Annotated in this window: 27 protein-coding genes and 1 pseudogene; 16 read left to right on the top strand and 12 right to left on the bottom strand. The window is 63.4% G+C overall.

All coding sequences use genetic code 11. From position 1 onward, the window contains the following. A partial coding sequence (locus EOA16_RS31825; RefSeq protein WP_127261653.1) for an ATP-binding cassette domain-containing protein occupies positions 1 to 833 on the top strand: 833 nt, incomplete at its 5' end. A gap of 37 nt (positions 834 to 870) precedes the next feature. Here EOA16_RS31825 and EOA16_RS31830 read toward each other — a convergent pair. Then, positions 871 to 2358 (bottom strand): carboxypeptidase M32, encoded by a 1488-nt coding sequence (locus tag EOA16_RS31830; protein WP_127261654.1) that lies wholly within the window; start codon positions 2356 to 2358, stop codon positions 871 to 873. Between the two features lie 243 nt (positions 2359 to 2601). Here EOA16_RS31830 and EOA16_RS31840 point away from each other — a divergent pair, with 243 nt between their 5' ends. Continuing rightward, positions 2602 to 2955 (top strand): DUF1304 domain-containing protein, encoded by a 354-nt coding sequence (locus EOA16_RS31840; protein ID WP_127261656.1) that lies wholly within the window; start codon positions 2602 to 2604, stop codon positions 2953 to 2955. A 58-nt stretch (positions 2956 to 3013) separates the two neighbouring features. Here EOA16_RS31840 and EOA16_RS31845 read toward each other — a convergent pair whose 3' ends face one another. The 9 genes and pseudogenes from EOA16_RS31845 to EOA16_RS31885 all read right to left on the bottom strand — a co-directional run. Next, a complete protein-coding gene (locus EOA16_RS31845; RefSeq protein ID WP_127261657.1) occupies positions 3014 to 3448 on the bottom strand; it encodes a hypothetical protein in 435 nt (144 codons plus the stop codon). Between the two features lie 247 nt (positions 3449 to 3695). Continuing rightward, positions 3696 to 4727 carry a peptidoglycan -binding protein gene (locus EOA16_RS31850; RefSeq protein ID WP_063173252.1) on the bottom strand — a complete coding sequence of 344 codons (1032 nt, stop codon included), beginning with the start codon at positions 4725 to 4727 and terminating at the stop codon, positions 3696 to 3698. Between the two features lies 1 nt (position 4728). Beyond that, the gene (locus EOA16_RS31855) at positions 4729 to 5754 is read right to left on the bottom strand and encodes a MotA/TolQ/ExbB proton channel family protein (protein WP_127261658.1); all 1026 of its coding nucleotides are present in this window, start codon (positions 5752 to 5754) and stop codon (positions 4729 to 4731) included. A 104-nt stretch (positions 5755 to 5858) separates the two neighbouring features. Beyond that, complete coding sequence (locus tag EOA16_RS31860; protein WP_127261659.1) at positions 5859 to 6545, bottom strand: hemolysin III family protein; 687 nt, start codon at positions 6543 to 6545, stop codon at positions 5859 to 5861. A gap of 104 nt (positions 6546 to 6649) precedes the next feature. Beyond that, the gene (locus EOA16_RS31865; RefSeq protein ID WP_127261660.1) at positions 6650 to 7450 is read right to left on the bottom strand and encodes an inositol monophosphatase family protein; all 801 of its coding nucleotides are present in this window, start codon (positions 7448 to 7450) and stop codon (positions 6650 to 6652) included. A 24-nt stretch (positions 7451 to 7474) separates the two neighbouring features. Then, complete coding sequence (gene efp, locus EOA16_RS31870; protein WP_013529127.1) at positions 7475 to 8041, bottom strand: elongation factor P; 567 nt, start codon at positions 8039 to 8041, stop codon at positions 7475 to 7477. 173 nt (positions 8042 to 8214) lie between these two features. Beyond that, a complete protein-coding gene (locus EOA16_RS31875) occupies positions 8215 to 9255 on the bottom strand; it encodes a tetratricopeptide repeat protein (RefSeq protein WP_127261661.1) in 1041 nt (346 codons plus the stop codon). Between the two features lies 1 nt (position 9256). Continuing rightward, on the bottom strand, positions 9257 to 9904 hold the full coding sequence (locus EOA16_RS31880; RefSeq protein ID WP_127261662.1) for a thiamine phosphate synthase: 648 nt from the start codon (positions 9902 to 9904) through the stop codon (positions 9257 to 9259). A gap of 125 nt (positions 9905 to 10029) precedes the next feature. Continuing rightward, a pseudogene (locus EOA16_RS31885) lies at positions 10030 to 10578 on the bottom strand (DMT family transporter); the annotation flags it as partial. Between the two features lie 135 nt (positions 10579 to 10713). Here EOA16_RS31885 and EOA16_RS31890 point away from each other — a divergent pair. The 3 genes from EOA16_RS31890 (at position 10714) to EOA16_RS31900 (ending at position 12871) form a co-directional block, all read left to right on the top strand. Next, a complete protein-coding gene (locus EOA16_RS31890) occupies positions 10714 to 11193 on the top strand; it encodes an Lrp/AsnC family transcriptional regulator (RefSeq protein WP_127261663.1) in 480 nt (159 codons plus the stop codon). A 62-nt stretch (positions 11194 to 11255) separates the two neighbouring features. Further along, positions 11256 to 11984 carry a class I SAM-dependent methyltransferase gene (locus tag EOA16_RS31895; protein WP_127261664.1) on the top strand — a complete coding sequence of 243 codons (729 nt, stop codon included), beginning with the start codon at positions 11256 to 11258 and terminating at the stop codon, positions 11982 to 11984. A gap of 116 nt (positions 11985 to 12100) precedes the next feature. Further along, the gene (locus EOA16_RS31900) at positions 12101 to 12871 is read left to right on the top strand and encodes a sulfite exporter TauE/SafE family protein (RefSeq protein WP_127261665.1); all 771 of its coding nucleotides are present in this window, start codon (positions 12101 to 12103) and stop codon (positions 12869 to 12871) included. A 34-nt stretch (positions 12872 to 12905) separates the two neighbouring features. Here the strand turns inward: EOA16_RS31900 and EOA16_RS31905 are convergent, their stop codons facing one another. Further along, positions 12906 to 13457: a DUF2269 family protein gene (locus EOA16_RS31905; RefSeq protein ID WP_127261666.1), complete on the bottom strand. Its 552-nt coding sequence runs from the start codon at positions 13455 to 13457 to the stop codon at positions 12906 to 12908. 327 nt (positions 13458 to 13784) lie between these two features. On the opposite strand from EOA16_RS31905, the gene EOA16_RS31910 reads away from it, so the two are divergent. From EOA16_RS31910 to EOA16_RS31955, 10 genes are all read left to right on the top strand, one after another. Next, positions 13785 to 14165 (top strand): hypothetical protein, encoded by a 381-nt coding sequence (locus tag EOA16_RS31910; RefSeq protein ID WP_127261667.1) that lies wholly within the window; start codon positions 13785 to 13787, stop codon positions 14163 to 14165. Between the two features lie 450 nt (positions 14166 to 14615). Continuing rightward, positions 14616 to 15149, top strand: a complete 534-nt coding sequence (locus EOA16_RS31915; RefSeq protein WP_127261668.1) for a DUF1465 family protein — start codon at positions 14616 to 14618, stop codon at positions 15147 to 15149. Between the two features lie 77 nt (positions 15150 to 15226). Next, positions 15227 to 15736, top strand: a complete 510-nt coding sequence (gene ruvC, locus EOA16_RS31920; RefSeq protein ID WP_127261669.1) for a crossover junction endodeoxyribonuclease RuvC — start codon at positions 15227 to 15229, stop codon at positions 15734 to 15736. Between the two features lie 57 nt (positions 15737 to 15793). Beyond that, entirely contained in the window at positions 15794 to 16063 is a 270-nt protein-coding gene (locus EOA16_RS31925) for an AbrB/MazE/SpoVT family DNA-binding domain-containing protein (RefSeq protein WP_127261670.1), read from the top strand. Then, positions 16041 to 16460, top strand: coding sequence for a type II toxin-antitoxin system VapC family toxin (locus EOA16_RS31930; RefSeq protein ID WP_127261671.1), 420 nt, complete (start codon positions 16041 to 16043; stop codon positions 16458 to 16460). The genes EOA16_RS31925 and EOA16_RS31930 overlap by 23 nt, the downstream gene beginning before the upstream one ends. 27 nt (positions 16461 to 16487) lie before the next feature. Continuing rightward, the gene (gene ruvA / locus EOA16_RS31935; RefSeq protein ID WP_127261672.1) at positions 16488 to 17108 is read left to right on the top strand and encodes a Holliday junction branch migration protein RuvA; all 621 of its coding nucleotides are present in this window, start codon (positions 16488 to 16490) and stop codon (positions 17106 to 17108) included. A 68-nt stretch (positions 17109 to 17176) separates the two neighbouring features. Continuing rightward, positions 17177 to 17461 carry an AbrB/MazE/SpoVT family DNA-binding domain-containing protein gene (locus EOA16_RS31940; RefSeq protein WP_127261673.1) on the top strand — a complete coding sequence of 95 codons (285 nt, stop codon included), beginning with the start codon at positions 17177 to 17179 and terminating at the stop codon, positions 17459 to 17461. Further along, on the top strand, positions 17458 to 17862 hold the full coding sequence (locus tag EOA16_RS31945) for a type II toxin-antitoxin system VapC family toxin (RefSeq protein ID WP_127261674.1): 405 nt from the start codon (positions 17458 to 17460) through the stop codon (positions 17860 to 17862). Before EOA16_RS31940 ends, EOA16_RS31945 begins: the two co-directional genes overlap by 4 nt. After that, positions 17859 to 18896, top strand: a complete 1038-nt coding sequence (ruvB, locus tag EOA16_RS31950; protein WP_127261675.1) for a Holliday junction branch migration DNA helicase RuvB — start codon at positions 17859 to 17861, stop codon at positions 18894 to 18896. Before EOA16_RS31945 ends, ruvB begins: the two co-directional genes overlap by 4 nt. Before the next feature lie 159 nt (positions 18897 to 19055). Then, positions 19056 to 19952: a metallophosphoesterase gene (locus EOA16_RS31955; protein ID WP_127261676.1), complete on the top strand. Its 897-nt coding sequence runs from the start codon at positions 19056 to 19058 to the stop codon at positions 19950 to 19952. A 12-nt stretch (positions 19953 to 19964) separates the two neighbouring features. Here EOA16_RS31955 and EOA16_RS31960 read toward each other — a convergent pair whose 3' ends face one another. Next, positions 19965 to 21215: a cellulase family glycosylhydrolase gene (locus EOA16_RS31960; protein ID WP_127261677.1), complete on the bottom strand. Its 1251-nt coding sequence runs from the start codon at positions 21213 to 21215 to the stop codon at positions 19965 to 19967. Between the two features lie 56 nt (positions 21216 to 21271). On the opposite strand from EOA16_RS31960, the gene ybgC reads away from it, so the two are divergent. Further along, entirely contained in the window at positions 21272 to 21742 is a 471-nt protein-coding gene (gene ybgC / locus EOA16_RS31965; RefSeq protein ID WP_127261678.1) for a tol-pal system-associated acyl-CoA thioesterase, read from the top strand. Positions 21743 to 21904: the final 162 nt, after the last annotated feature.

A 21904-nucleotide genomic window follows, 5' to 3' on the forward strand; every position in this document is an offset into this window, starting at 1 on the left:
CCGAGATCCTGCCCGAGAAGCCGGCGATCCAGGCTCCCGCCGATCCGAAGCCGCTGCCGGCCGTCGCCAAGGGCGCGATCGTCTTCGACAATGTCTCCTTCTCCTACCCGGCAAGGCCCGACCGCGCCGCCGTGCACGGCTTGAGCTTTCAGGTCATGCCGGGCGAGACGGTGGCGATCGTCGGGCCGTCAGGGGCCGGCAAGAGCACGGTGTTTTCGCTGATCCTGCGCTTCTACGATCCCGAAACAGGCAAGATCCTGATCGACGGCGTCGACGTGCGCGAGGCCGATCCCGTTTCGGTCCGCCAGCGCATCGCGATCGTGCCGCAGGACGTCACCATTTTCGCGGCAAGCGCGCGTGACAATATCGGTTTCGGCCGGCCGGGAGCCAGCAAGGCCGAAATCGAGACGGCGGCGAAGGATGCACTCGCCGACGAGTTCATCCTCAAGCTGGAAAAGGGCTATGACAGCCAGGTCGGTGAGCGCGGCGTGACGCTGTCAGGCGGCCAGCGCCAGCGGGTTGCGATCGCCCGCGCCATCCTGCGCGACGCCCCGATCCTGCTGCTCGACGAGGCCACCTCCGCCCTCGACGCCGAGAGCGAGACGCTGGTGCAGACGGCGCTGGAACGCCTGATGCAGGGCCGCACCACGATCGTCATCGCCCACCGCCTGGCGACGGTGCTGAAGGCCGACAGGATCCTGGTCATGGATGGCGGCTCGATCGTCGAGGAAGGCACGCATCAGAGCCTTGTCGCCAAGGGCGGCATTTATGCGCGGCTGGCCAAGCTGCAGTTCGAAACCGGCGCGAGTGCTTTCAGGGGCGCGGCTGAGTAGTCAGAACCATCTTGCGTTCCTGATGTGCCGACCGTCCTTACGCGGCTCCGTAGCGCTGTTTCAGATGGTTCACGAGATAGGTGGCGTTGAGCTTTTCGCCGGTGGCGCGTTCGAGCAGGTCCGGCGTCGACCAGCGTGACGCCTGCGACCAGATCTTTTGGCGGCGCCAGTCGTTGATCACATCGAAATTGCCTTTGGCGAGATCGTCATCGGCGGCCGGATGTTCCCGCGTCAGCGCCGCCCATTGCTGCGCCGCCATCATCGCGCCCAGCGTGTAGGACGGGAAGTAGCCGAAGGCGGCCCCTGGCCAATGCACGTCCTGCATCGGCCCGTCGGCGGGGTTGTCGATGGTGGAAAGGCCGAGATAGTCGCGCATCTTGGCGTCCCAGGCTTCGGGCAGGTCGGCCACTTCAAGCTTGCCGGCGACGAGCTCCTGCTCCAGTTCGTAGCGCAGGATGACATGCAGGGGATAGGTCACCTCGTCGGCATCGACCCGGATCAGCCCGCGCTCGACGCGATGCACATGCGGCAGGATATCGTCGAGTGACCAGGCTTCGCCGAGATGCTTTTCGACCACCGGCAGCGCCCAGCGCCAGAAGGCAGGGTTGCGGCCGAGCTGCTTTTCGACAAAAAGGCTCTGGCTTTCATGCACCGCCATGCCGCGCGCCTTGCCGAGCGGCCAGTGCGACCACGCCTTCGGCAGGTTCTGTTCGTAGAGCGCATGGCCGGTCTCGTGCAGCACACCCATCAGCGCCGACAGGAAATCGGAGGTCTTGTAGCGGGTGGTGATGCGCACGTCGCTCGGCACGCCGCCACAGAAAGGGTGGTGCGACACCGACAGCGACCCGTGCGTCAGGTCGAAGCCGACCGACGCCATCATGGCGAGGCCGAGTTCGCGCTGCCGGTCGATCGCATAGGTACCCGAAAGCGGTTTCAGCGGGCGCCTGCGCAGCCGCGCGTCCTGGATCGCCAGCGCCTCCGGCACGAAGCTTTTCAGGAAAGCCTTCAGGTCGGTGAAGACTGGCGTGATGTCGGCGGTGCGGTTGCCGGGGTCGTACTGCTCCATCAGCGCGTCATAGGGGGCTAGGCCGAGCACGTCGGCACGCAGCGCCGCCTCCTCGCGCACCAGCGCCACGACGCCCTCCAGCGCCGGCTGGAAGCCTGCCCAGTCGTTCCTGGCGCGCAGGCCGCGCCACAGCTGCTCGCAACGCATGCGCGCGGTCGTCTGGCGTTCGACGAATTCGACCGGCAGGCAGGTCAGGTTGGTATATTGGCGCCGCAGTTCCGAGACCGCGGCGCGCTGCTCTTCACCCAACGCTTCCTGTTCGGCCACGGCGATCCAGTCTGCTATCTCCGGCGCCGTTGCCCTGGCGTGATACATGCCGGCCAGTGCCGACATCGCCTCGGCGCGCTTCTCGCCACCGCCGACGGCCATGTGGGTGGCCTCGTCGGCGCCGAGGATGGCCAGCGCGTGCTCGAGCGCTTCGAGCTTGTGGCCGAGATCATCGAGTTTCTGAAAGGACATGGCGGCTTCCGTGATTGAGGACGGCGCGAAAAGACACCAACGCAAATGCGTTGGCAACCCTCAGCTGCCGTCGGGCAAATGCACCTTGCGCAGGCGATGCCGCGCATGGAATGCTGACAGAGCGGTTCATCGTTTCACGGAAACGCAGAACCGCTCTATCTCTTGTTCTTGGCGCAATTCCGGACGGAAAACCGCTTCGCACTTTTCCTGGAATTGCTGCCGGCAACCAATGAAGGGGAGCAAATGATCGGCAACATCCTTGTCGGGCTGGTGGCCTTGATCCATGCCTACGTCGTCTATCTGGAGATGGTGCTGTGGGACACGCCGCGCGGACACAAGGCTTTCAACCTGACCCCGGAATTCGCCAGTGCCTCGAAAGTGCTCGCCGCCAACCAAGGGCTCTACAACGGTTTTCTTGCCGCCGGCCTGATCTGGGGGCTTTGTCTCGGTGCGGCCGGTTTTCAGGTCAAATTCTTCTTCCTGTCGTGCGTGGCCATTGCCGGCCTCTATGGCGCGGCAACGGTTGGCCGCAAGATCCTGTTCATCCAGACCGTGCCGGCGGCGGCTGCCCTGATCGCGGTGTGGCTCGGCTGGTAAAAAGGACGCCCGCGGAATGGCTCCCGAAGGCGTCAGCGGTCCCTTCCTCTTGGACCGTTCAACCGTTCGGGTAATTGCCGCCGTCGGCGCCGTCGCCTATCAGGAAACCGCTGCCGGTATCGATCATCAACCGCTGGTCGACATTGTCGAGACGACGCAGCAGGTCGTGGTATTGCGCGGCCGGTATCCTGCCATGATAGGATGCGGCGACTTTCTCGGCCGCTTGACCGATGTGGGCCGTGCGCATTTCCAGGCGTTCCGCCACGGCCGGGTTGATGTTGTTGGCCTGTCTTGCGTCCACGATGCCCTGCCGGACGCCCTGCACCTGTGCGATAAGCGCCTCGACACGCGGGCCGGTCATATCGGTCGGATCGGTCGCGTCGAGAGCGCCCTTGTGATGGCCCGCGGCATAGGCGCCGGCAAGCGGAACGGCGATGAGGAACGCCGTGAGTGTCGCAGTTCTAAGCGAGGTCTTGGGAGTGAAAGAGCGCATCACGCGTCTCCTCTTGTAGAGGAAGGCGGCGGTTGTCCGCCTGCCTTCCGGCCTTGGGCCGTCCGGTTCCGTCGCGTCGCGATGAGGGGATTCATCGCCGGCGGTTCTCGGCCCGGGCGGGAAGCTAGGACTGCCCTGCGACAATGTGTAATTAAAAAAAGATAATCTTTTCAGGCCTTGCCGGCCTCGATCTGCGCCCTAGAGTTGAGCCGGCGAACAAGTTCGCGTGACTTCGCGTGACAATGAATCAACGTTCGGTGAGCTTCAGTTCAATACGGCGGTTCTTGTTGCGCGCCTCTTCGGTGTCGGCGGGATCGAGCGGCTGGAACTCACCGAAGCCGGCTGCGACGAGCCGGTTGGCCGGCACGCCGTTCTCGATCAGGAATTTTACCACCGAGGTCGAACGCGCCGTCGACAGCTCCCAATTGTCGCGGTAGCGGCCGGTGCCGGAGAGCGGCTTGTTGTCGGTATGGCCGTCGACGCGCAGCACCCAGTTGATCTCGGGCGGGATTTCCTTCTGCAACTCGATGATGGCGTCGGCGAGCTTTTTCATCTCGACCTTGCCGGCATCGTTGATCACCTCGGAGCCGGTCGGGAACAGCACTTCCGACTGGAAGACGAAGCGATCGCCCACGATACGGATGTTCTCGCGGTCGGCGAGGATTTCGCGCAAGCGGCCGAAGAAGTCGGAGCGGTAGCGGTTCAATTCCTGCACGCGTTGCGCCAGCGCGACGTTGAGGCGACGGCCGAGATCGGCGATCTTGGTGTTGGAATCGCGGTCGCGGATTTCGGAGACGTTGAGCGCATCCTCGAGCGCGCCGATCTGCTTGCGCAGTGCCGCGATCTGCTGGTTGAGGATCTCGACCTGGCTCAGTGCCTGCTGGCTGATCTGGCGCTGGCTGTCGAGTTCGCCGCCGAGCGCCGCGGCGCGCTGGTTGGCGGCGTCGCCGGCACCGGCACCTTGCGCCAGCAGCTGTTCGAGCCGGCTCTTTTCCGCTTGCGCCGCTGACAGCGACGCCTGCAGATTGGCCAGTGAATCATCCTTGTCCTGCGCCGTCGAGCGCTCCAGCGCCAGCAACTGGGTCAACTCGTTGATCTGCGAGTTGAGGCGCGAGAGTGCCGTATCCTTGCCGGAGATTTCGCGTCCCAGCAGGAACTGCGCCAGCACGAAGACCGTGAGCAGGAACATGATGGCCAAAAGTAGCGTCGACAGCGCGTCGACGAAGCCCGGCCAGTAGTCGATGCGGCGATCGGTGCGCCGGCCCCTGGCGAGTGCCACTTCAGTGCACTCCGGGCTTCTTCAGGGCATCGGCGATCTTTTCCAGCGTGTTGCGCATCGCCTTCTGCTCGTCGGACTGGGCCTCGACCCAGTCGCGCATGATCTGCTGTTCCGAGCGCATGTTCTTGACCAGGCCGGAAATGCCGTCGGCGAGATTGGCCATGGCGGTGGCGACGCGCGGGTTGGAGCCGCCGCCATTCTCCTGCATGCTGCGCAGCCGTTCCGACAGCACCCGGATCTCGTCGGAGGATTCAGTCTTGGCCGGATCGGCGACGATGATGTCCGACGACAGGTCGGTGACCGAGGAAAGCCAGTTTTCCAGTTCGGTGTAGAAGCGCGTCTGGGCGCGGCCGGCCTGCAGGTCGAGGAAGCCGAGCACCAGCGAGCCGGAGAGGCCGAACAGCGAGGACGAGAAGGCCGTGCCCATGCCGGCCAGCGGCGCCGAAAGCCCCTGCTTCAAGGAATCGAGAACCGCGGCGGCGTCACCGGTGCCGGGATCGAGCGATTCGATGGTCTCGCGGATCGAACCGATGGTGTTCAACAGTCCCCAGAAGGTGCCGAGCAGCCCGAGGAACACCAGCAGGCCGACGAGATAGCGCGAGGTGTCGCGGCTTTCGTCGAGGCGGGTGGCGATGGAATCGAGCATGGTGCGCATCGAACTGGTCGAGAAGGCCGTCGCCGAGGAGCGGCCGATCATCGCCTTCATAGGCGCCAGCAGCACCGGTTCTGTCGTCTCCGAGCCGGCACGGAAGGAGTTGACCCAGCGCACTTCGCGAAACAGTCGCCCGACCTGGGCGAAGGCCAGAAGGATGCCGACCACCAGCACCCCGACGATCAGGCCATTGAGGCCGGGATTGCTGCCAAAAGCGGTTGAGATCTGTCGGGTGAGGATGGCGGCGATGAAGGCGACGATGACCAGGAAGATCACCATAGTCAGCAGGAAGACCTGCGGGCTCGATAATTTATGCGGGTCGTAGATCAGGACATCAGAACGTCTGCCCATGCCGAAGGATCTGAGAAAAGCCATCCGTGCCCCGTTTCCGATGCCGCCGCCGATCACGTAAACCGCGACTCTAAACGGAATTGTGACCAAATTGAATGGCGCTTGGCAATATTGCCGCGTCGATAGTGTCAGAGGCGATTGATGACCAGACAGTCGACCATGGCGGCCAGATGCAGGCCGGCGCCGGCGACGACGAAACCGTGCCACAGCGCGTTGTGGAAGCGCAGCCCCTTCCAGGCGAAGAAGATGACGCCGCAGGAGTAGACGATGCCGCCGGCAACGATGAGCGCTATCGATGTCGTCGGCAGCGTCTGGACAAGCGGCTTGACCAGGACGATGCCGCTCCAGCCGATGGCGAGATAGAAGCCGATCGCCAGCCGGTCGAAACGGCCGGGAAAGAACACCTTGATGGCAATGCCCAGCACTGCCGCCGTCCAGACCAGCACGATCATCCAGCGCGCCAGCGGCGAGCCTTCGAGCTGCGCCAGGAAAGGCGTATAGGTCGCGGCGATCAGCAGATAGATCGCGGCGTGGTCGAAACGCCGCAACACCCATTTTGCCGGCGACGACACCGGCCACAGATTGTAGGTCATCGACACCGAGAGCACGGTGAGCAGCGAAACCACGTAGAAGGCAGCGGCGATGTATTCGCCCGGTCCGACACGAAACGCCGCCAGCGCCAGCAGTGCGGAACCGGCCGATATCGCCAGCACGATGCCGACCGCATGGACGATACCGTCGGCGATCATCTCGGCGCGCGAATAGTGCCAGCGTCCGATGAACGGGATGTCGGGGTAGGGTTGGTTGTCGTTCACTGCCGGGTTCCTGCGCCGCGCACTCCAATTTGGGCGCTCGCAGGGCAGTATTTCAAGCTTTCGTTGCGGTTTTGCGACTGCGGCGCATCAGCGCGGCGTGCCTGTCAACGAGGGGGGAGCGGCTTCTTCACGGCCTTCAGCAGGGCGCGCTGGATGACCTCGTTGCCGGCGACAACCGAGCCGTTGTCGAGCATGTCCTGGCCGCCATCCATGTCGGAGACGAAGCCGCCCGCCTCGCGGATCAAAAGCAGCCCGGCGGCGATGTCCCAGGCGGACAGGCCGGTTTCCCAGAAGCCATCCATGCGGCCGGCGGCGACATAGGCGAGGTCGAGCGATGCGGAGCCGAGGCGGCGGACACCGGAAACCTCGGCCATGACGTTGCGCAGCTCGACCAGGAAATTGCCGTGGTGGCCGCGTCCGAGATGCGGCATGCCGCAGCCGATGACCGTGTCGACCAGCTTGGTACGGCCGGCGACGCGCAGGCGGCGGTCGTTCATGAAGGCGCCGCCGCCGCGTTCGCAGGTGTAGAGCTCGTCCATCGCCGGATTGTAGATGACGCCGGCAACGATCTGGCCCTGGCGCTCCAGCGCGATCGAAACGGCAAAGAGCGGAATGCCGTGCAGGAAATTGGTGGTGCCATCGAGCGGGTCGATTATCCAGCGATGCTGGCCGTCGTCGCCTTCGACCGCGCCGCGCTCTTCCATCAGGAAGGCATAGCCCGGCCGTGCCTTGGACAGCTCGGCAAAGACGATGTCCTCGGCCTTGCGGTCGGCCTGGCTGACATAGTCGCCGGGGCCTTTCATCGAGACCTGCAGGTTCTGCACCTCGCCGAAGTCGCGCGACAGCGAGCGGCCGGCTTTCATTGCGGCCTGGACCATGACGTTGAGAAGGGCTGAGCGTGCCATAGTGCTTTTTCCCGGTGCTGCGCGTCAGTCTGCGCGGCGCACGTAAGTGATTTCGTTGGTGTCGACGATGATGCGTTCGCCGGCACCGATGAAGGGCGGCACCAGGACGCGGATGCCGTTCTCCAGGATCGCCGGCTTGTAGGACGATGCCGCCGTCTGGCCCTTCACCACAGGGTCGGCCTCGGTGATGGTCAGCGTCACATAGTCGGGCAGCGAAATGCCGATCGGCCGCTCTTCGTAGAGCTGGACCGTCACCATCATGCCGTCCTGCAGGAAGGCGGCGCGATCGCCGACGAAGTCCTTGTTCAATTCGAGCTGCTCGTAGCTCTGGGTATCCATGAACACCAGTGCGTCTTCCTGCGCGTAGAGGAAGGAAAAGTCCTTCAGGTCGAGCCGGATCTGTTCGACCGTCTCGGCCGAGCGGAAGCGCTCGTTGAGCTTGGTGCCGTTGATGAGGTTCTTCAGTTCGACCTGATTGTAGGCGCCGCCCTTGCCAGGCTTGACGGTGTTGGTCCTGACCGCAACCCAAAGGCCGCCATCATGCTCGATGACATAGCCTGGACGGATTTCGTTGCCATTGATCTTGGCCATGATGAGATGATCCGGAATGATGCGAACGGCCACGCCGTTGGTATGGGATGTTCGCCGGGAAAGCGATTTCGGGCTCCCAAGACCACAAATCGCCAGAAGAGGCAAGGGAGCGGGCAGGTTGGGACCAGGCAAGGGAGCCGGGGTTACACTTGCAATGACCGTGAGAACCGCCGTCAAGGCAGCCGGTTAGCCTTCTGCAGCGCCTGCTTGGTCTGGTCGTCGTCCAGCCCCTGCAGGAAGTCGTCCATCTGCGGGTCGATGAGGCCGGCACGGCGGGCGACGACGTACCAGGCGCCGGCAAGCACCAGGTCCGGATCGGTGCCGATGCCTTGCATATAGAGCTTGGCCAGGCGGTTCTGGGCGGCGACATTGCCGCCTTCCGCCGCCTGCTTCATCCAGCCGAAGGCGGATTTCAGGTCGCGCGCACCGCCGCGGCCTTCGATCATCCAGGCGGCGAGATCGATCTGCGCGGTGTCGTAGTTCTGCCTTGCGGCCTGCGCCAGCAGGCGCCTTGCCTGGGCGTCGTCGCGTGGCTTGCCGCCGACACCGTTGGCGTAGATCTGCGACATTGCATATTGCGCGTCCGCGAGGCCGGTGGCGGCGGCGCGCTCATAGTAGGAGACCGCCTTGGCCATGCCGGCGTCGCCGGGGTCCTGCTGGACGAGCATCTGCGCGAAATTGAATTGCGCCAGCCGGTTGCCGGCTTCGGCGGCGGCCTGCATCAGGGCGTAGGCCTCTTTTCCATCCTTTTTGACATAGCGGCCGTCGAGCAGCATCAGCGCATACTGTAACTGCGATTCCGGCACACCCTGTTCGGCGGCCAAGGCGTACCATTTTGCCGCCTGCGCCGAATTGACCGGTACACCGAGACCTCGCGACAGGATCTCGGCCACCAAGGTCTGCGCCGCCGGATCGCCGTTTTGCGCCCGGACCAATGCCAGATTGTAAGCTGTCTTGTAGAGACCGCGCTGGAAGGCGCCATAGGCCGCGTCGGCGGGTTTTGCGCCGAAGCGGTCGGGATTGATGGCGTCGGCCGACGGCAGCGGCGCGGGCTCGGCCGTGGTGGCGGGCTGCGGCAATGGCTTGTCGAGCGGCTTGTCGGTGTGGACGCCGATTTCCGGCTTGGGCTGCGGCAGGGGGATGGTCTCCGCAGCGGCAGCCTGGACCATCAGCACCGCAAGCAGAGCCTGGAGGGGAAGCGTCGCCGAGGACATTTCAGTCCTCGAAGCGCGGCGCGGTCTCGTCGAGCAGCGCGTTGGCGGTAGCGACCGCTGTTCTGGGATCGGAGCCGTCGCCGAACACGGCGCTCGACAGCGCCACGAATTCAGCGCCGGTGGCGCCCACGGCTTCGACCGAGGCGATGTCGGATCCCGCCATGACGATGCAAGGGATCTGGATCATGTCCGCCCACCATGCGCCGAGCGACAGGTTGCGCGGGTGCGGTTCGGGCTTGTTGTCGTAGCCGAAGCGGCCGAAGAAGATGTAGTCGGGCCGTGTCTCGCCAAGCTCGAGCGCGTCGTCACGCGTCTTGGCGCCTCCGGTTCCGACCATGATCTTTGCCTGGAAATGCTCGATCGTCTCGGCAAGTTCGGCCTTGGAGACTTCGACATGGATGCCGTCGGCCTGGACGCGGCCGGCTATGCGGGTGTCGCCAGCGATGATGACAGCAACGCCGGCGGCTTGTGCTGCCGGCACGATCTGTTCGGCGAAAGCCTGGAAGGAGGCTTCATCCATGCCGTTTTCGGGCAGGATCAGCGAAGCGATATCGCCACCATCGAATGCCGCGACAATACGGGCCGCCGGCACGCCGGGCGGCGCGATCAGCACGATGCGACAGCGATTGGGGGGCGTTGCTTCATTCATGGTTCTTCGGGTCCCGCGTTTCGCCTATGCCGGGCGAAGATGGTTGGATTGCGGCATAGAGCAAAGTGCCCGCCTTGAACAGGCGGGCAGCCGGGATCGCGATGTTTGATCCGCCGGGCATCCGGCGGCGGCGTGCCCTTGAGCTTCTTGGTGACGATGGCGGCGACAGCCCAGAGGAAGGCCGCGCCCAATGCCATGACGATGCCGGTGAAATAATCCGTGCCGGCCATGCCGGCATTGGGGCCGGCGTCGGGGGCCGACTGCACGATCAGCACCATGCCGGCGAAGGCGATGGCCAGCCATGTCAGCTTGTTCATGGTCAAGCGTTCGGCAAAGAAGAGCGCGCCGAAGCCGACCAGCATGAAGGGCTGCGTGTTGTAGACGGCGGTGGCGATCGAGATCGACGCGCGTGAAAAAGCGCTGAACAGCAAAAGCCAGTTGACGACGATGGCGACACCGCCGAGCGCGGCGATGCCGATGATGCGCAGCGACAGCCTGTTGCGCAGCAATCCCAGCCCGGCGCAGATGATGAGCAGCGTCAGCGCGCCGAAAGCGCAACGCCAGAACACCACATCCATGATCGGCTGGCCGGACAGGACGACGAACCATCCGATCGTCCCCAGGATGGCCATTGCGGCGGACATTTCGAGTGTGCCGCGTCCTGTCTCGTTCACAACAAACCTCCATACCGGTTGAGCCGCCATAATCTCATGCGGCCGGGATGCTTTCCATCTGATTTGAAAGGGTGTATGATCGATTGGCCTAATTATATTAGGGGAAAACTCCATACTATCGGGAAAAGAAAAAAGATGCTGGACGATCTCGACCGAAACCTCCTCGAAATCCTGGTCAAGGATGCGCGGACCTCGCTGAAGGAGCTGGCCGCCCAGGTCGGGCTGTCGTCGCCAAGCGTCTCGGAGCGGCTGCGACGGCTGGAGGAGCGCGGCGTCATCCGGGCGTTCACCGTCGAGATCGATCCGCTCGCGCTCGGCTATACCTTGCAGGCCATCGTGCGCATCCGGCCTCTGCCCGGCAAGCTGCACATCGTGCAGAAGCTGATCGAGGACATCCCCGAATTCGGCGAATGCGACAAGGTGACGGGCGATGACTGCTTCGTCGCTCGCCTGTTCGTGCGATCGATCGGTGATCTCGACGGGATTCTCGACCGTATCGCCGACAAGGCGGAGACAAGCACCGCCATCATCAAGGCGCAGCCGATCCGGCGGCGTCCACCGCCGCTCGATGCAGCCTCGCCTCGTGACAGGGCAAAAGCCTTGCAGGCATCCTGATCGAGCCGGTGGAAAGCCGTCGGCCGGTTGGCTAGGGTGCCGATCCAAACGAGGCCGGAACCATGGCGCAGAACATATACGACCGTGAGGATTTCTTCGCAGGCTACAGCCAACTCGGCCGTTCGATCGAAGGGCTGGAGGGTGCCGCCGAGTGGGCGGCACTGCGCGCGATGCTGCCCGACATCAGCGGCTTGAGGGTCGTCGATCTCGGCTGCGGCTTCGGCTGGTTCTGCCGCTGGGCCCGCGAGCATGGGGCCAAAGAGGTTCTTGGCCTGGATCTGTCCGAAAAGATGCTTGACCGGGCGAAGGCCGCAGGCCCGGACATTGGCATCACCTATGCGAAGGCCGATCTCGATCAGCTCAGCCTGCCGCAAGCCAGCTTCGATCTCGTCTACAGTTCGCTCGTCTTGCACTATGTCGAGGACGTGCTGCGCCTGTTCGAGACCGTGCATCAGGCGTTGGCGCCCGGCGGCCATTTCGTCTTCTCGACGGAACATCCGATCTTCATGGCGCCGACCAAACCTGGCTGGGCGATCGATACCGAAGGCCGCAAGACATGGCCTGTCGACCAGTATCTGGTGGAAGGACCGCGCAGCACGAATTGGCTGGCCAAGGGCGTGGTGAAACATCACCGCACGATCGGCACCACGCTCAACGCTTTGATCCGGGCCGGCTTCACCATCGACCATGTCGAGGAATTCCGGCCGACCGATGCGCAGATCGCGGCCAAACCCGAACTGGCGGAGGAACTCGAGCGCCCGATGTTCCTGCTGGTCTCGGCCCGCCGATAGGCCCTGGTCGGCGTCGGGCTGATGTGCGGCCGCCACGCTCATATTTGCTGTCGCCCCGCCCGGCATTCTGGGCTATTCAAGCGTCGACACGCTTCCCTCCGGACCAGTCCCCTCCCATGTCAGGCCTGCTTCTCGATCCGTGGTTCTACGCGGCTGCCCTTCCGGCGGTCATTCTGGTCGGCCTGTCCAAGGGCGGCTTCGGCGGCGCCGTCGGTTTCATCGGCGTGCCGCTGATGGCGCTGACCATGCCGCCGGTTCAGGCGGCAGCCATCCTGCTGCCGATCCTTTGCCTGATGGACATCGTCTCGGTGTGGACGTGGTGGGGCGTCTATAACAGAAAGATGCTGGTCGACATGATGCCGGGCGCCGTCATCGGCATCGGCCTTGGCTGGCTGACGGCGGCACTGGTGACCGAAGAGGCGGTGCGGCTGATCGTCGGCGCCGTCGCCATCATCTTCGTCCTGCGCTGGCTCTATCTGCAGTTCCGCCACGGCGCCGACCACGCAGCCGCGCCCAACCGCGTGGCCGCCGCCGTCTGGGGCACGGTCGCCGGGTTCACCAGCTTCGTCGCCCATGTCGGCGGCCCGCCCTTCCAGGTCTATGCCTTGCCGATCCGGCTCGATCCGAAAGTTCTGTCGGGCACCGCCGCGATCTTCTTTGCCGCCACCAATGCGCTGAAGCTGGTTCCCTATTTCGCGCTCGGCCAGTTCGACACCGCCAATCTGACGGCGTCGGCGGTGCTGATGCCGCTGGCGCCGCTGTCGACCATCGCCGGGGCGTGGCTGGTGCGCCGGATGCGGCCGGAAACCTTCTATCCCTTCACCTACGCAACCGTCGCGGTGGTGGCGTTGAAGCTGTTGTGGGATGGCACCGCCGGCCTGATGTAGAAAGGCCGCCGCGCGGCCTTCCTCACCATCAGGGTCAGGCTGGGCTTGGCACGAGGCGACGGCTGCCGCCAAAGGCCAGTGTGGCGCCCACCGCGACGACCAGCACCATGCCGGCGAGGATGCCGATGTCATGCACGGTCGGCTTGAGCACCATGTCGGCGATGATCACCAACATCACCGCATAGTCGAAGCGTGCCGCGCTCATCATGCGCTGGCCGATGGCAAGAACGGCTGGCGTGACGCCCTCCTTTGCGATCATCGCGCCCATGCGCTCGCCGGTCGGCTTGAAGATGAACATGCCGATCGAAAAGGTCGTGGCGTAGCCGGCCAGGCCGATCAGAATCCACAGATCGGAGAAGCCGACCCAGAACCAGCACATCATGAGGCCGAAGATCAGCGTCAGCATCGACATCGGCGCAAAGAACCTGCCGCCCAGCTGACCGCTGGCGCGCATTGCCTGCAGTTTTTCCTCGATGTTGCCCGCCCGCTCGGCAAGCATGCCCAGCAGGAACAGCACGAAGCCGCCACCGGCCCACAGAATGGCGGTAGTGACGTGGAGGAATTTGACGATCGAGTACCAGTCCATGGGTTGCTCCTGCAGTGTCCGGTCAGGTTTGCGGCGACGCAGGTCGGCGCCGGCCGTCAGAGGAGCGGGCGTTTAGCGCGGCGCCTGTTTCGGAACGATGTCGCGAAAAATCCGGCTCTGTTTCAGCGCAATGAAGAAGCGGCTGAGATGGTGAACGCGCTATCTGATTTCCTGCTAATATACGAATCATCGGGAGGGGGTTGGCGCGACATCGTCCGGAAACATCGCCGATGCTAGTGCGCTAACGCCGGGAGCCCGGTGGCGACAACAATCGCCTGACGATCAACCCATTCCCGCAAACGGGAAAAGGCAATTCGGGGGACCATTATGCAAGGGATAGCACGGAATTTCTTCACGCTGGCCATCATCTATTCGCTGTGCGGCATGGCGCTCGGCCTGTACATGGCGATCAGTCAGGATCACGGACAGATGCCAACCCACGCCCACACTATGGTGGCCGGATGGCTGATGTCGGCGGTCTTCGCCTTCTTCTACCATTTGTTTCCTGCCATCGGGCAGAAGACGCTCGCCACCGTTCATTTCTGGCTGACGGCGGTCAGCGGCATCGGGCTGCTGATCGGCCTCTATTTCTTGCTTGCCGGCAATGCCGCGGTCGAACCGCTGGTGGCGGCCTCCTCGATGGGTTTCTACGCAGCCATGCTGCTGTTCGCCTTCATCGCCTTGCCCGCCGTCTGGAAGACGGCCTGAGCTGGACCTGAGGTAAGGGTGAGGCTGTGCCGGCGGTCTGGAGGACAGGCTGAGCTAGCCTGACGCTGGAGATGCTGTGCTGTTACGGCACAGTATGGCGGCGTTCGGTCAAAAAACATTCGCGTCGTTAAGGCTTCATTAAGCTTTACAGGTGTTTACTATGTTCATCCAGTGATCTGGATTCTTACCGAGTGGTTGGAGCCACTTTGTTTGACGCCTCCCTGTTAAACTCCTGAGAGCCGCCTTATCCGCGGCTCTTTTTTTGTCTCCATTTCCCTTTTTGTCCGCATCTCAGCGGGGCCGCCCGACAGGGGCTTGCCGTTAACCTTCTGTTAAACATGTGCTTGCCTTCACCGGTGACGAAGCGCATTTTCAAGCTTCAGTCAGATAGGGTTCCGGGTGTATCGGCAGGGAGCCGAATCAGCCGGTTGCAAGTGCAGGGGCGTATCAATGAACGAGCCTTCGAAGGGCAGTGCGAAAACCGTCAAGCTGGCGGAACGCCGGGTTTTCTCGCAATCCTTCAAGCCGCTTTACCAGGAAGGTATGGGCCTGGTCGAACAGGCGGCGGAATATCTCGACGGCAAGGGCCGGGCCGAGGCAAAGAAACTGTCGCGACTGGCCGCCACGCTCTACGCGGCCGAATCGATGCGGCTGACCACCAGGCTGATGCAGGTTGCCTCCTGGCTGCTTTTGCAGCGGGCCGCCAATTCCGGCGAGATGACCCGCGACCAGGTCGCGTCGGAAAAGTCCAAGGTGCGCCTCGACACAGCTTCCGCCCATGACGAAGCCGCCGGTTGGGCCGAGCTGCCCGAGGATTTCCTCGACCTCGTCACCCGCTCGCTGCGCCTGCAGGCGTTGGTGCGCCGCATGGACGACGAGATCTATGGCTCGGGCGCCATGGTCGACATGCAACCGATGGCTCGCCGCCTCAATCCGGTTTCCGACCAGATCAGCCTGCTGAACACGGCTTTCGCTCGGGGTTAAGAACCTCGGCCGCCTTTCTGTTTCCGGTTTGTTCACATTTCGCTGGCATCGCTGTCCGCCGGAGGTAAAGTCGGCACATGGCGGAAGCGATTCGCATCATCGGTATCGATCCGGGGCTTCGGCGCACCGGCTGGGGCATCGTCGAAAGCCTCGGCAATTCGCTGCGCTTCATTGCTTCCGGGACTGTGAAGTCCGACGACAAGGCGGCGCTGGCAACGCGGCTGTGCCAATTGCATGACGGGCTGGCCGAAATCCTGCACAGCGCCATGCCGCACGAGGCAGCCGTCGAACAAACCTTCGTCAACAAGGACGCCGTGGCAACGCTGAAGCTCGGCCAGGCACGCGGCATCGCCATGCTGGTGCCGGCGCGGGCAGGCCTCGTCGTTGCCGAATATGCGCCCAACGCCGTCAAGAAGGCGGTGATCGGCGTCGGCCATGGCGACAAGAAGCAGATCCACATGATGGTCAAAGTGCTGTTGCCGAAAGCCATTTTCGATACCGAACATGCCGCCGACGCGCTGGCCATCGCCATCTGCCATGCGCATCATCGGCAAAGCGTGGCCTACCGGATGGCGCTTGCCGGATGATCGATGTTCTTGACTTGTTCCCATTCTTTCGGTAGGTAATACCTACGAGGTATTACCATGCGTGTGACCACCAAGGGGCAAGTCACAATCCCCAAACAGATCAGGGACCATCTGGGTATCGGCCCAGGCTCGGAGGTCGAATTCGTGGCCACCGATGGGGGCGTTCAACTGCTTGCCGTCAACGAGAACATCTCCGAGGAGGAGAAATTGCGAAGGTTCAGCGATGTCCTGGACCGGATGGAGGGGACGCTGGACCTGGGGGGCATGACAACCGATCAGTATATGGAGTGGTTGAGGGGGCCGCGTGAAGATCTCGACGTTGATTGATACCAATGTCCTGATCGACGTTTGGGGGCCGGCAGGACCGCTGACAAAATGGTCGGGCTCGGCGATCGCTTCCTGCCGTCGCGATGGAGCATTGGTTGTCAACACGATCGTCTGGTCCGAGCTGGCGCCGCTGATAGCGACAGAGACGGCGCTTCGGAAAGCAGCCGACATGCTCGAGATAGATCGCGAGTTTCTGCCTTGGGACGCGGCATTCCTTGCGGGCGTTACGCATTCCCGGTATCGCCGCGCCGGCGGTGTTCGGGAACGAACCTTGCCGGATTTCTTCATCGGCGCCCACGCGATCGTTGCCGGGCACCGTCTGTTGACCCGCGACGCTTCTCGGTATCGCAGCTATTTCCCGAATATCGACATCATCTCTCCGGAAACGCACCCATGAGGGCCCATCTTCCATGAAAGATCTGGCATGATCGGCAAGCTCAAGGGTACGCTGGACGAGATCGACGAGGATCATTGCCTCGTCGATATCCATGGCGTCGGCTACGTCGCCTATTGCTCGGCGCGCACGCTGGCCGCGCTGCCTTCGCCCGGCGAAGCCGTGGTGCTGTTCATCGAGACCTATGTGCGCGAGGACATGCTGCGTCTGTACGGCTTCCAGTCGGTGCTGGAGCGCGAGTGGTTCAGGCTGCTGATGAACAACGTGCCAGGTGTCGGCGCCAAGGTGGCGCTGGCCATCCTGTCGACACTGGCGCCCGCCGACCTCGCCAACGCCATTGCGCTGCGCGACATCGCCATGGTTTCTCGCGCGCCCGGCGTCGGCAAGAAGGTGGCCGAGCGCATCGTCACCGAATTGAAGAACAAGGCGCCGGCCTATGCCGGCACCGCCTCGGGCACCATCGGCCTGAAACAGGAGCTCGGCGACGGCGTGGCCTCCGCGCCGATCACCGACGCGGTCTCGGCGCTGGTCAATCTCGGCTATTCGCGCGACACCGCCGCCAATGCGGTGGCCGCGGCGCTGAAGACGGCGGGCGAGGATGCCGATGCGCCGAAGTTGATCCGCTTCGGGCTGAAGGAGCTGGCGCGGTGACACGGTTGTTGGTACAGAAAATTCCGACTACCATGTGATTGGTAGGAATTTTTATAGAAAGTAAGGAAATGGGCGCTTACGCCAACCTGACCTCGAAGGGTCAGCTTACGATTCCAAAAGATGTCCGGGACGCGCTGTCACTCAAAACGGGTGATATGATCGCCTGGACGGTCATGGATGGCTATCTGATTGGAACGCCGCGAAATCTCGACTTTGCAGACCTCGCCGGATTTCTGGGTGATCCGCCCGGCGGCCCGGCGTCACTAGAGGAAATCGACGTCGCCGTGCGGGATGCCGTTGGTAGGCATGTCGTAGGAGACAGGTCGCAAGGCGGACGAGAGGGCGATGAGTGAAGTCGATCGGCATTGATACGAACGTTCTGCTTCGAATGGTGCTGAACGACGATGCAGAGCAACGAGCGAAAGCCCTCGCATTCGGCGAAGGCCTCAGCGCCGATGCTCCCGGCTTCGTCAGCTTGATCGTGCTGGTGGAATTCAGTTGGTCGTTGATTTCGCGCTACAGGCTACCGAAAGAGCAGATGCAGGCGGCAATCCAGAGACTGCTGAAGATTAAGACACTGTTGTTCGAAGATTTCGATGCAATCGTGATTGCGCTCGAAAGATCGAATTTGCCGCAGGTGGACTTCGCCGACGCGCTGATCGCCGAGCACAATCGAAATATGGGCTGCTCGCATACAGTCACGTTCGATCAGCGGGTCGCCAAGTCCATTGGCAGTATGGAACTGCTAGCATGAGCCTGTCGCCCCGCCTTATCACCCCGGAAAAACGCGGCGAGGATGCCGAGCAGACCTTGCGGCCGCAGACGCTCGACGATTTCGTCGGCCAGGCGGCGGTGCGGGCCAATCTCAAAGTGTTCATCGAGGCCGCCAAGGGCCGCAACGAGGCGCTCGACCATGTGCTGTTCGTCGGACCGCCCGGTCTCGGCAAGACGACGCTGGCGCAGATCATGGCGCGCGAACTCGGCGTCAATTTCCGCTCGACCTCCGGCCCGGTCATCGCCAAGGCCGGCGATCTTGCCGCACTGCTGACCAATCTCGAGGAAGGCGACGTGCTGTTCATCGACGAGATCCACCGGCTGAGCCCGGCGGTGGAGGAGATCCTCTATCCGGCGATGGAGGATTTCCAGCTCGACCTGATCATCGGCGAGGGACCGGCCGCACGCTCGGTCAAGATCGACCTCGCCCGCTTCACCCTGGTCGCCGCCACAACGCGGCTTGGCCTGCTCACCAACCCGCTGCGCGATCGTTTCGGCATTCCGGTGCGGCTCAATTTCTACACAGTCGAGGAGCTGGAGCAGATCGTGCGCCGCGGCGCGCGCATCCTGCAAATGCCGCTCGGCGACGATGGTGCGCTGGAGATCGCGCGGCGCGCGCGCGGCACGCCGCGCATCGCCGGCCGGCTCTTGCGCCGCGTGCGCGATTTCGCCTCAGTCGCCGGCGACGGCCATGTCGACCGCAAGATCGCCGACGAGGCGTTGACCCGGCTGGAGGTCGACGCGCTCGGTCTCGACGCGCTCGACCGCCGGTACCTCAGCATGATCGCCCGTAATTTCGGCGGCGGGCCGGTCGGCATCGAGACGATCGCCGCAGGCCTGTCCGAACCGCGCGACGCCATCGAAGACATCATCGAGCCTTATCTGATCCAGCAGGGCTTCATCCAGCGCACGCCGCGCGGCCGCATGCTGACGGCCAATGCCTGGCGCCATCTCGGCCTCGACGCGCCGAAGGATTTGGCGCAGCAGCAGATCAACCTGTTCCAGGAAGAATAGCGCTCCGGGCGATCAGGCGCAGGTTCCAGGCGATAGAGGAGCGGCGAACGGCCTGCGCAAAATATCCTCAGCTTCGTCGGTTTGCCGGCGCATTCGTCGGCTTTGGTGACGATGCCATCCCGGGGCAATCTCGCTCCGATGGTTTGCCGGAGCCATGCAATGATCACCAGACGCGGGTTCCTGCGCTTCATCGGCGGGTCGGTTCTGTCGGTTGCCGCGTTCAGCGCCTATGCGGTCGGCATAGAACCGATGCTGCTGACGCATGTGAAGCGTTATGCGCTGACACCGCCGCATTGGCCGGATGGCTTGAAGCTGCGCATCGTGGCGCTTGCCGATATCCATGCCTGCCGGCCGTGGATGACGCCGGAGCGGATCGCTTCGCTTGTCGAAGACGCGAATGCCCTGCAGCCGGACGTGATCGTCCTGCTCGGCGACTATATCGCCGGCATGCCCTTGGTGACCGGCCCGGTGACGCCGTCGCAATGGGCGCCCGCCCTGTCGGACCTCAAGGCGCCGCTCGGCGTGCTGTCGATCCTCGGCAACCATGACTGGTGGGCCGATGGCTTCGCGCAGCGCGCCGGGGCCGGCCCGACCATAGCGCGCAAGGCCCTGGAGAAAGTCGGCATCCCGGTGCTGGAGAACGATGTCGTGCGCCTGGAGAAGGACGGGCATGGTTTCTGGATCGCCGGGCTCGCCGACCAGTTGGCGCTGCTGCCGACCAGGGATCGCGCCAGCTTCACGGGACTGGACGACCTCGACGGTACGCTGGCCAAGGTCAGCGACACCTCGCCAGTCATCCTGCTTGCGCACGAGCCCGATATTTTTCCGAAAGTGCCGTGGCGGGTCTCGCTGACCCTGTCCGGCCACACCCATGGCGGACAAGTGCGGCTGTTCGGCTATTCGCCTGTCGTGCCGTCGCGTTTCGGCAACCGCTATGCCTATGGCCACGTCATCGAGAACGACCGTAATCTGATCGTCTCCGGCGGGCTTGGCTTCAGCATATTGCCGGTGCGTTTTGGAATGCGCCCCGAAATCCTGTCCATCGACCTTGGCTAGATCCAGATCGCCTCATTGAAGCGATTTGATCGCGTCCATGACGTCCGGCTCGGCTTTGTCGCCATTGAAGGCATCAACAATGCCGAAGGCGCCGCCATAGCTCCACACCGACCACGAGAAGCCATGCGCTTCGGCGCGCGCGATCATGTCCCTGACATAGGCGGCCCGGTATTCAGCGGGCATCACATAGGCGTTGCCGTATTCCTGGCGGATCATGCCGAATTCGCCCAGCGTGATGTTTTCCGGCTTGACGCCGTTGGCCTTCGCCCAGGCCTCGACCTTTTCGAATGGCGCATCCATCAGGCCGAGCAGTTTGTCGGGACTGTCCATGCTGGCGACCTGTTCGTCGAGATAGGCAAGCAGGCCGCTCTGCCTTGTCCATGGCGCCTCGGCCTTGATCCTGGCGCGAATGGTGTCGAGCGTCACGTCCAACTGTGCCTTTGGCACCGAGGTCAACGGATAGGGCAGGCCGGTCACATAGGGGATGAAGTCGCCGGCCCAGGTCGCGCCTTGGTGAGTGAGCAGGAACGGATCGTAGGAGTGGAAGGTCCAGATGACATTGTCGTCCGGGATCGTCTTCGGGTCGATCTTCTCCAGCGAGCTTGCGGCGGAGTAGCAGGCGCCGGTCAGCACCAGCGTCAGTTTCGTCGCCGAGGATCGTGCCGCGGCGAACAGTTTGCGCTGGCGGTCCGGCCACAGGCTGGTGCCGTCGCTGTCGCAATCGACGATCGGTTCGTTCATCGGCTCGAAAGCCACTTGAGCGGGATCTTCACTCGCCAGCGTGCGGGCCATCCTGCGCACCATCTCGACATAGGCGTCGAAGGTCCGTGGTTCGTCCATCACTTGCGCCATGCCGATCTTGCGGCTGCCGCCGGCCGGGATCAAGTGCATGTCGACGACCACCTTCAGTCCGGCGCGGTTGATCATGCGCACCGAGTCCAGCACGCTGGCATAGAGATCGTCGCGCAACGGCACGGTCTGGCCGGACAGGAAAGGCGACGGGTCGACCGGCATGCGCAGGAAATCAAAGCCCGCGTGCTTCAGTGCCTTGAGATCGTCCTCTCCAAGGAATTTCCGCCATTCCGGATAGGGCAGGATCGCCTTGGCGTCGCCCCACTGGTCTTCGCCTGGCCACGTGACCCACTGGTCGAGGTTGAGGCCCCGCTTCATCGAGAAGCTCGCTGCCTGGCTTGGCAGCGCCAGACCCGCGAGCACTAGCAACGCCGCCATCAAGGTCTTGATCATCGCCGTCAACAGTGCCATCCGATGCTAGGTCGCGCGGGAACAGGTGCCTCGTCGGGACTGAAAAAGGAAGCGCAATGGGCGATCATGGTGAATCGGCGACGCTGCTGGCCGGCATTTCCGGTGCGCTGACGCCGTTCGGCCACCGGCTGATGGCGCGGGTCTATTATGCCGACACCGATTTCTCCGGCGTCGTCTACCATGCGCGCTATCTCGAATTCTTCGAACGCGGCCGCTCCGACTATCTCCGGCTTACCGGCGTGCATCACACCGAACTTGCCGACGGCAAGCATGGCGAGAGGATAGTCTGGATTGTGCGCCGCATGGAGATCGACTTTCGCGGCCCCGCCCGTATCGACGACGTCCTGACGGTCGACACCCGCACCGAGGAGATTTCCGGTGCGCGCATCTTCATGGCGCAGCAGCTCAAGCGCGGCGACGAGGTGCTGGTCGAGGCCAAGGTCGAGGCGGCGATCATCGGCGAGAATGGCCGCCCAAGGCGCTTTCCCAGGGAATGGATTGCGGCGTTCATGCCTCGGGTATCCTGATATTCAGGTGATGCCGGCCTGCAAATGACTGCTACCTGCGCTTCCGGTGCTCATATGTGGACGGCCCCCTGCTTGCAAGGCTTGGCTGAGATAGTTTGATCGGATCGCTTGCGCTCATATGTCCGGCCTTTTGCGCGCGGATTTGTGAGCGCTGGCCAAGAT

The sequence above is a fragment of the Mesorhizobium sp. M7A.F.Ca.US.008.03.1.1 genome (genome assembly GCF_003997495.1).
Lineage (GTDB): Bacteria > Pseudomonadota > Alphaproteobacteria > Rhizobiales > Rhizobiaceae > Mesorhizobium.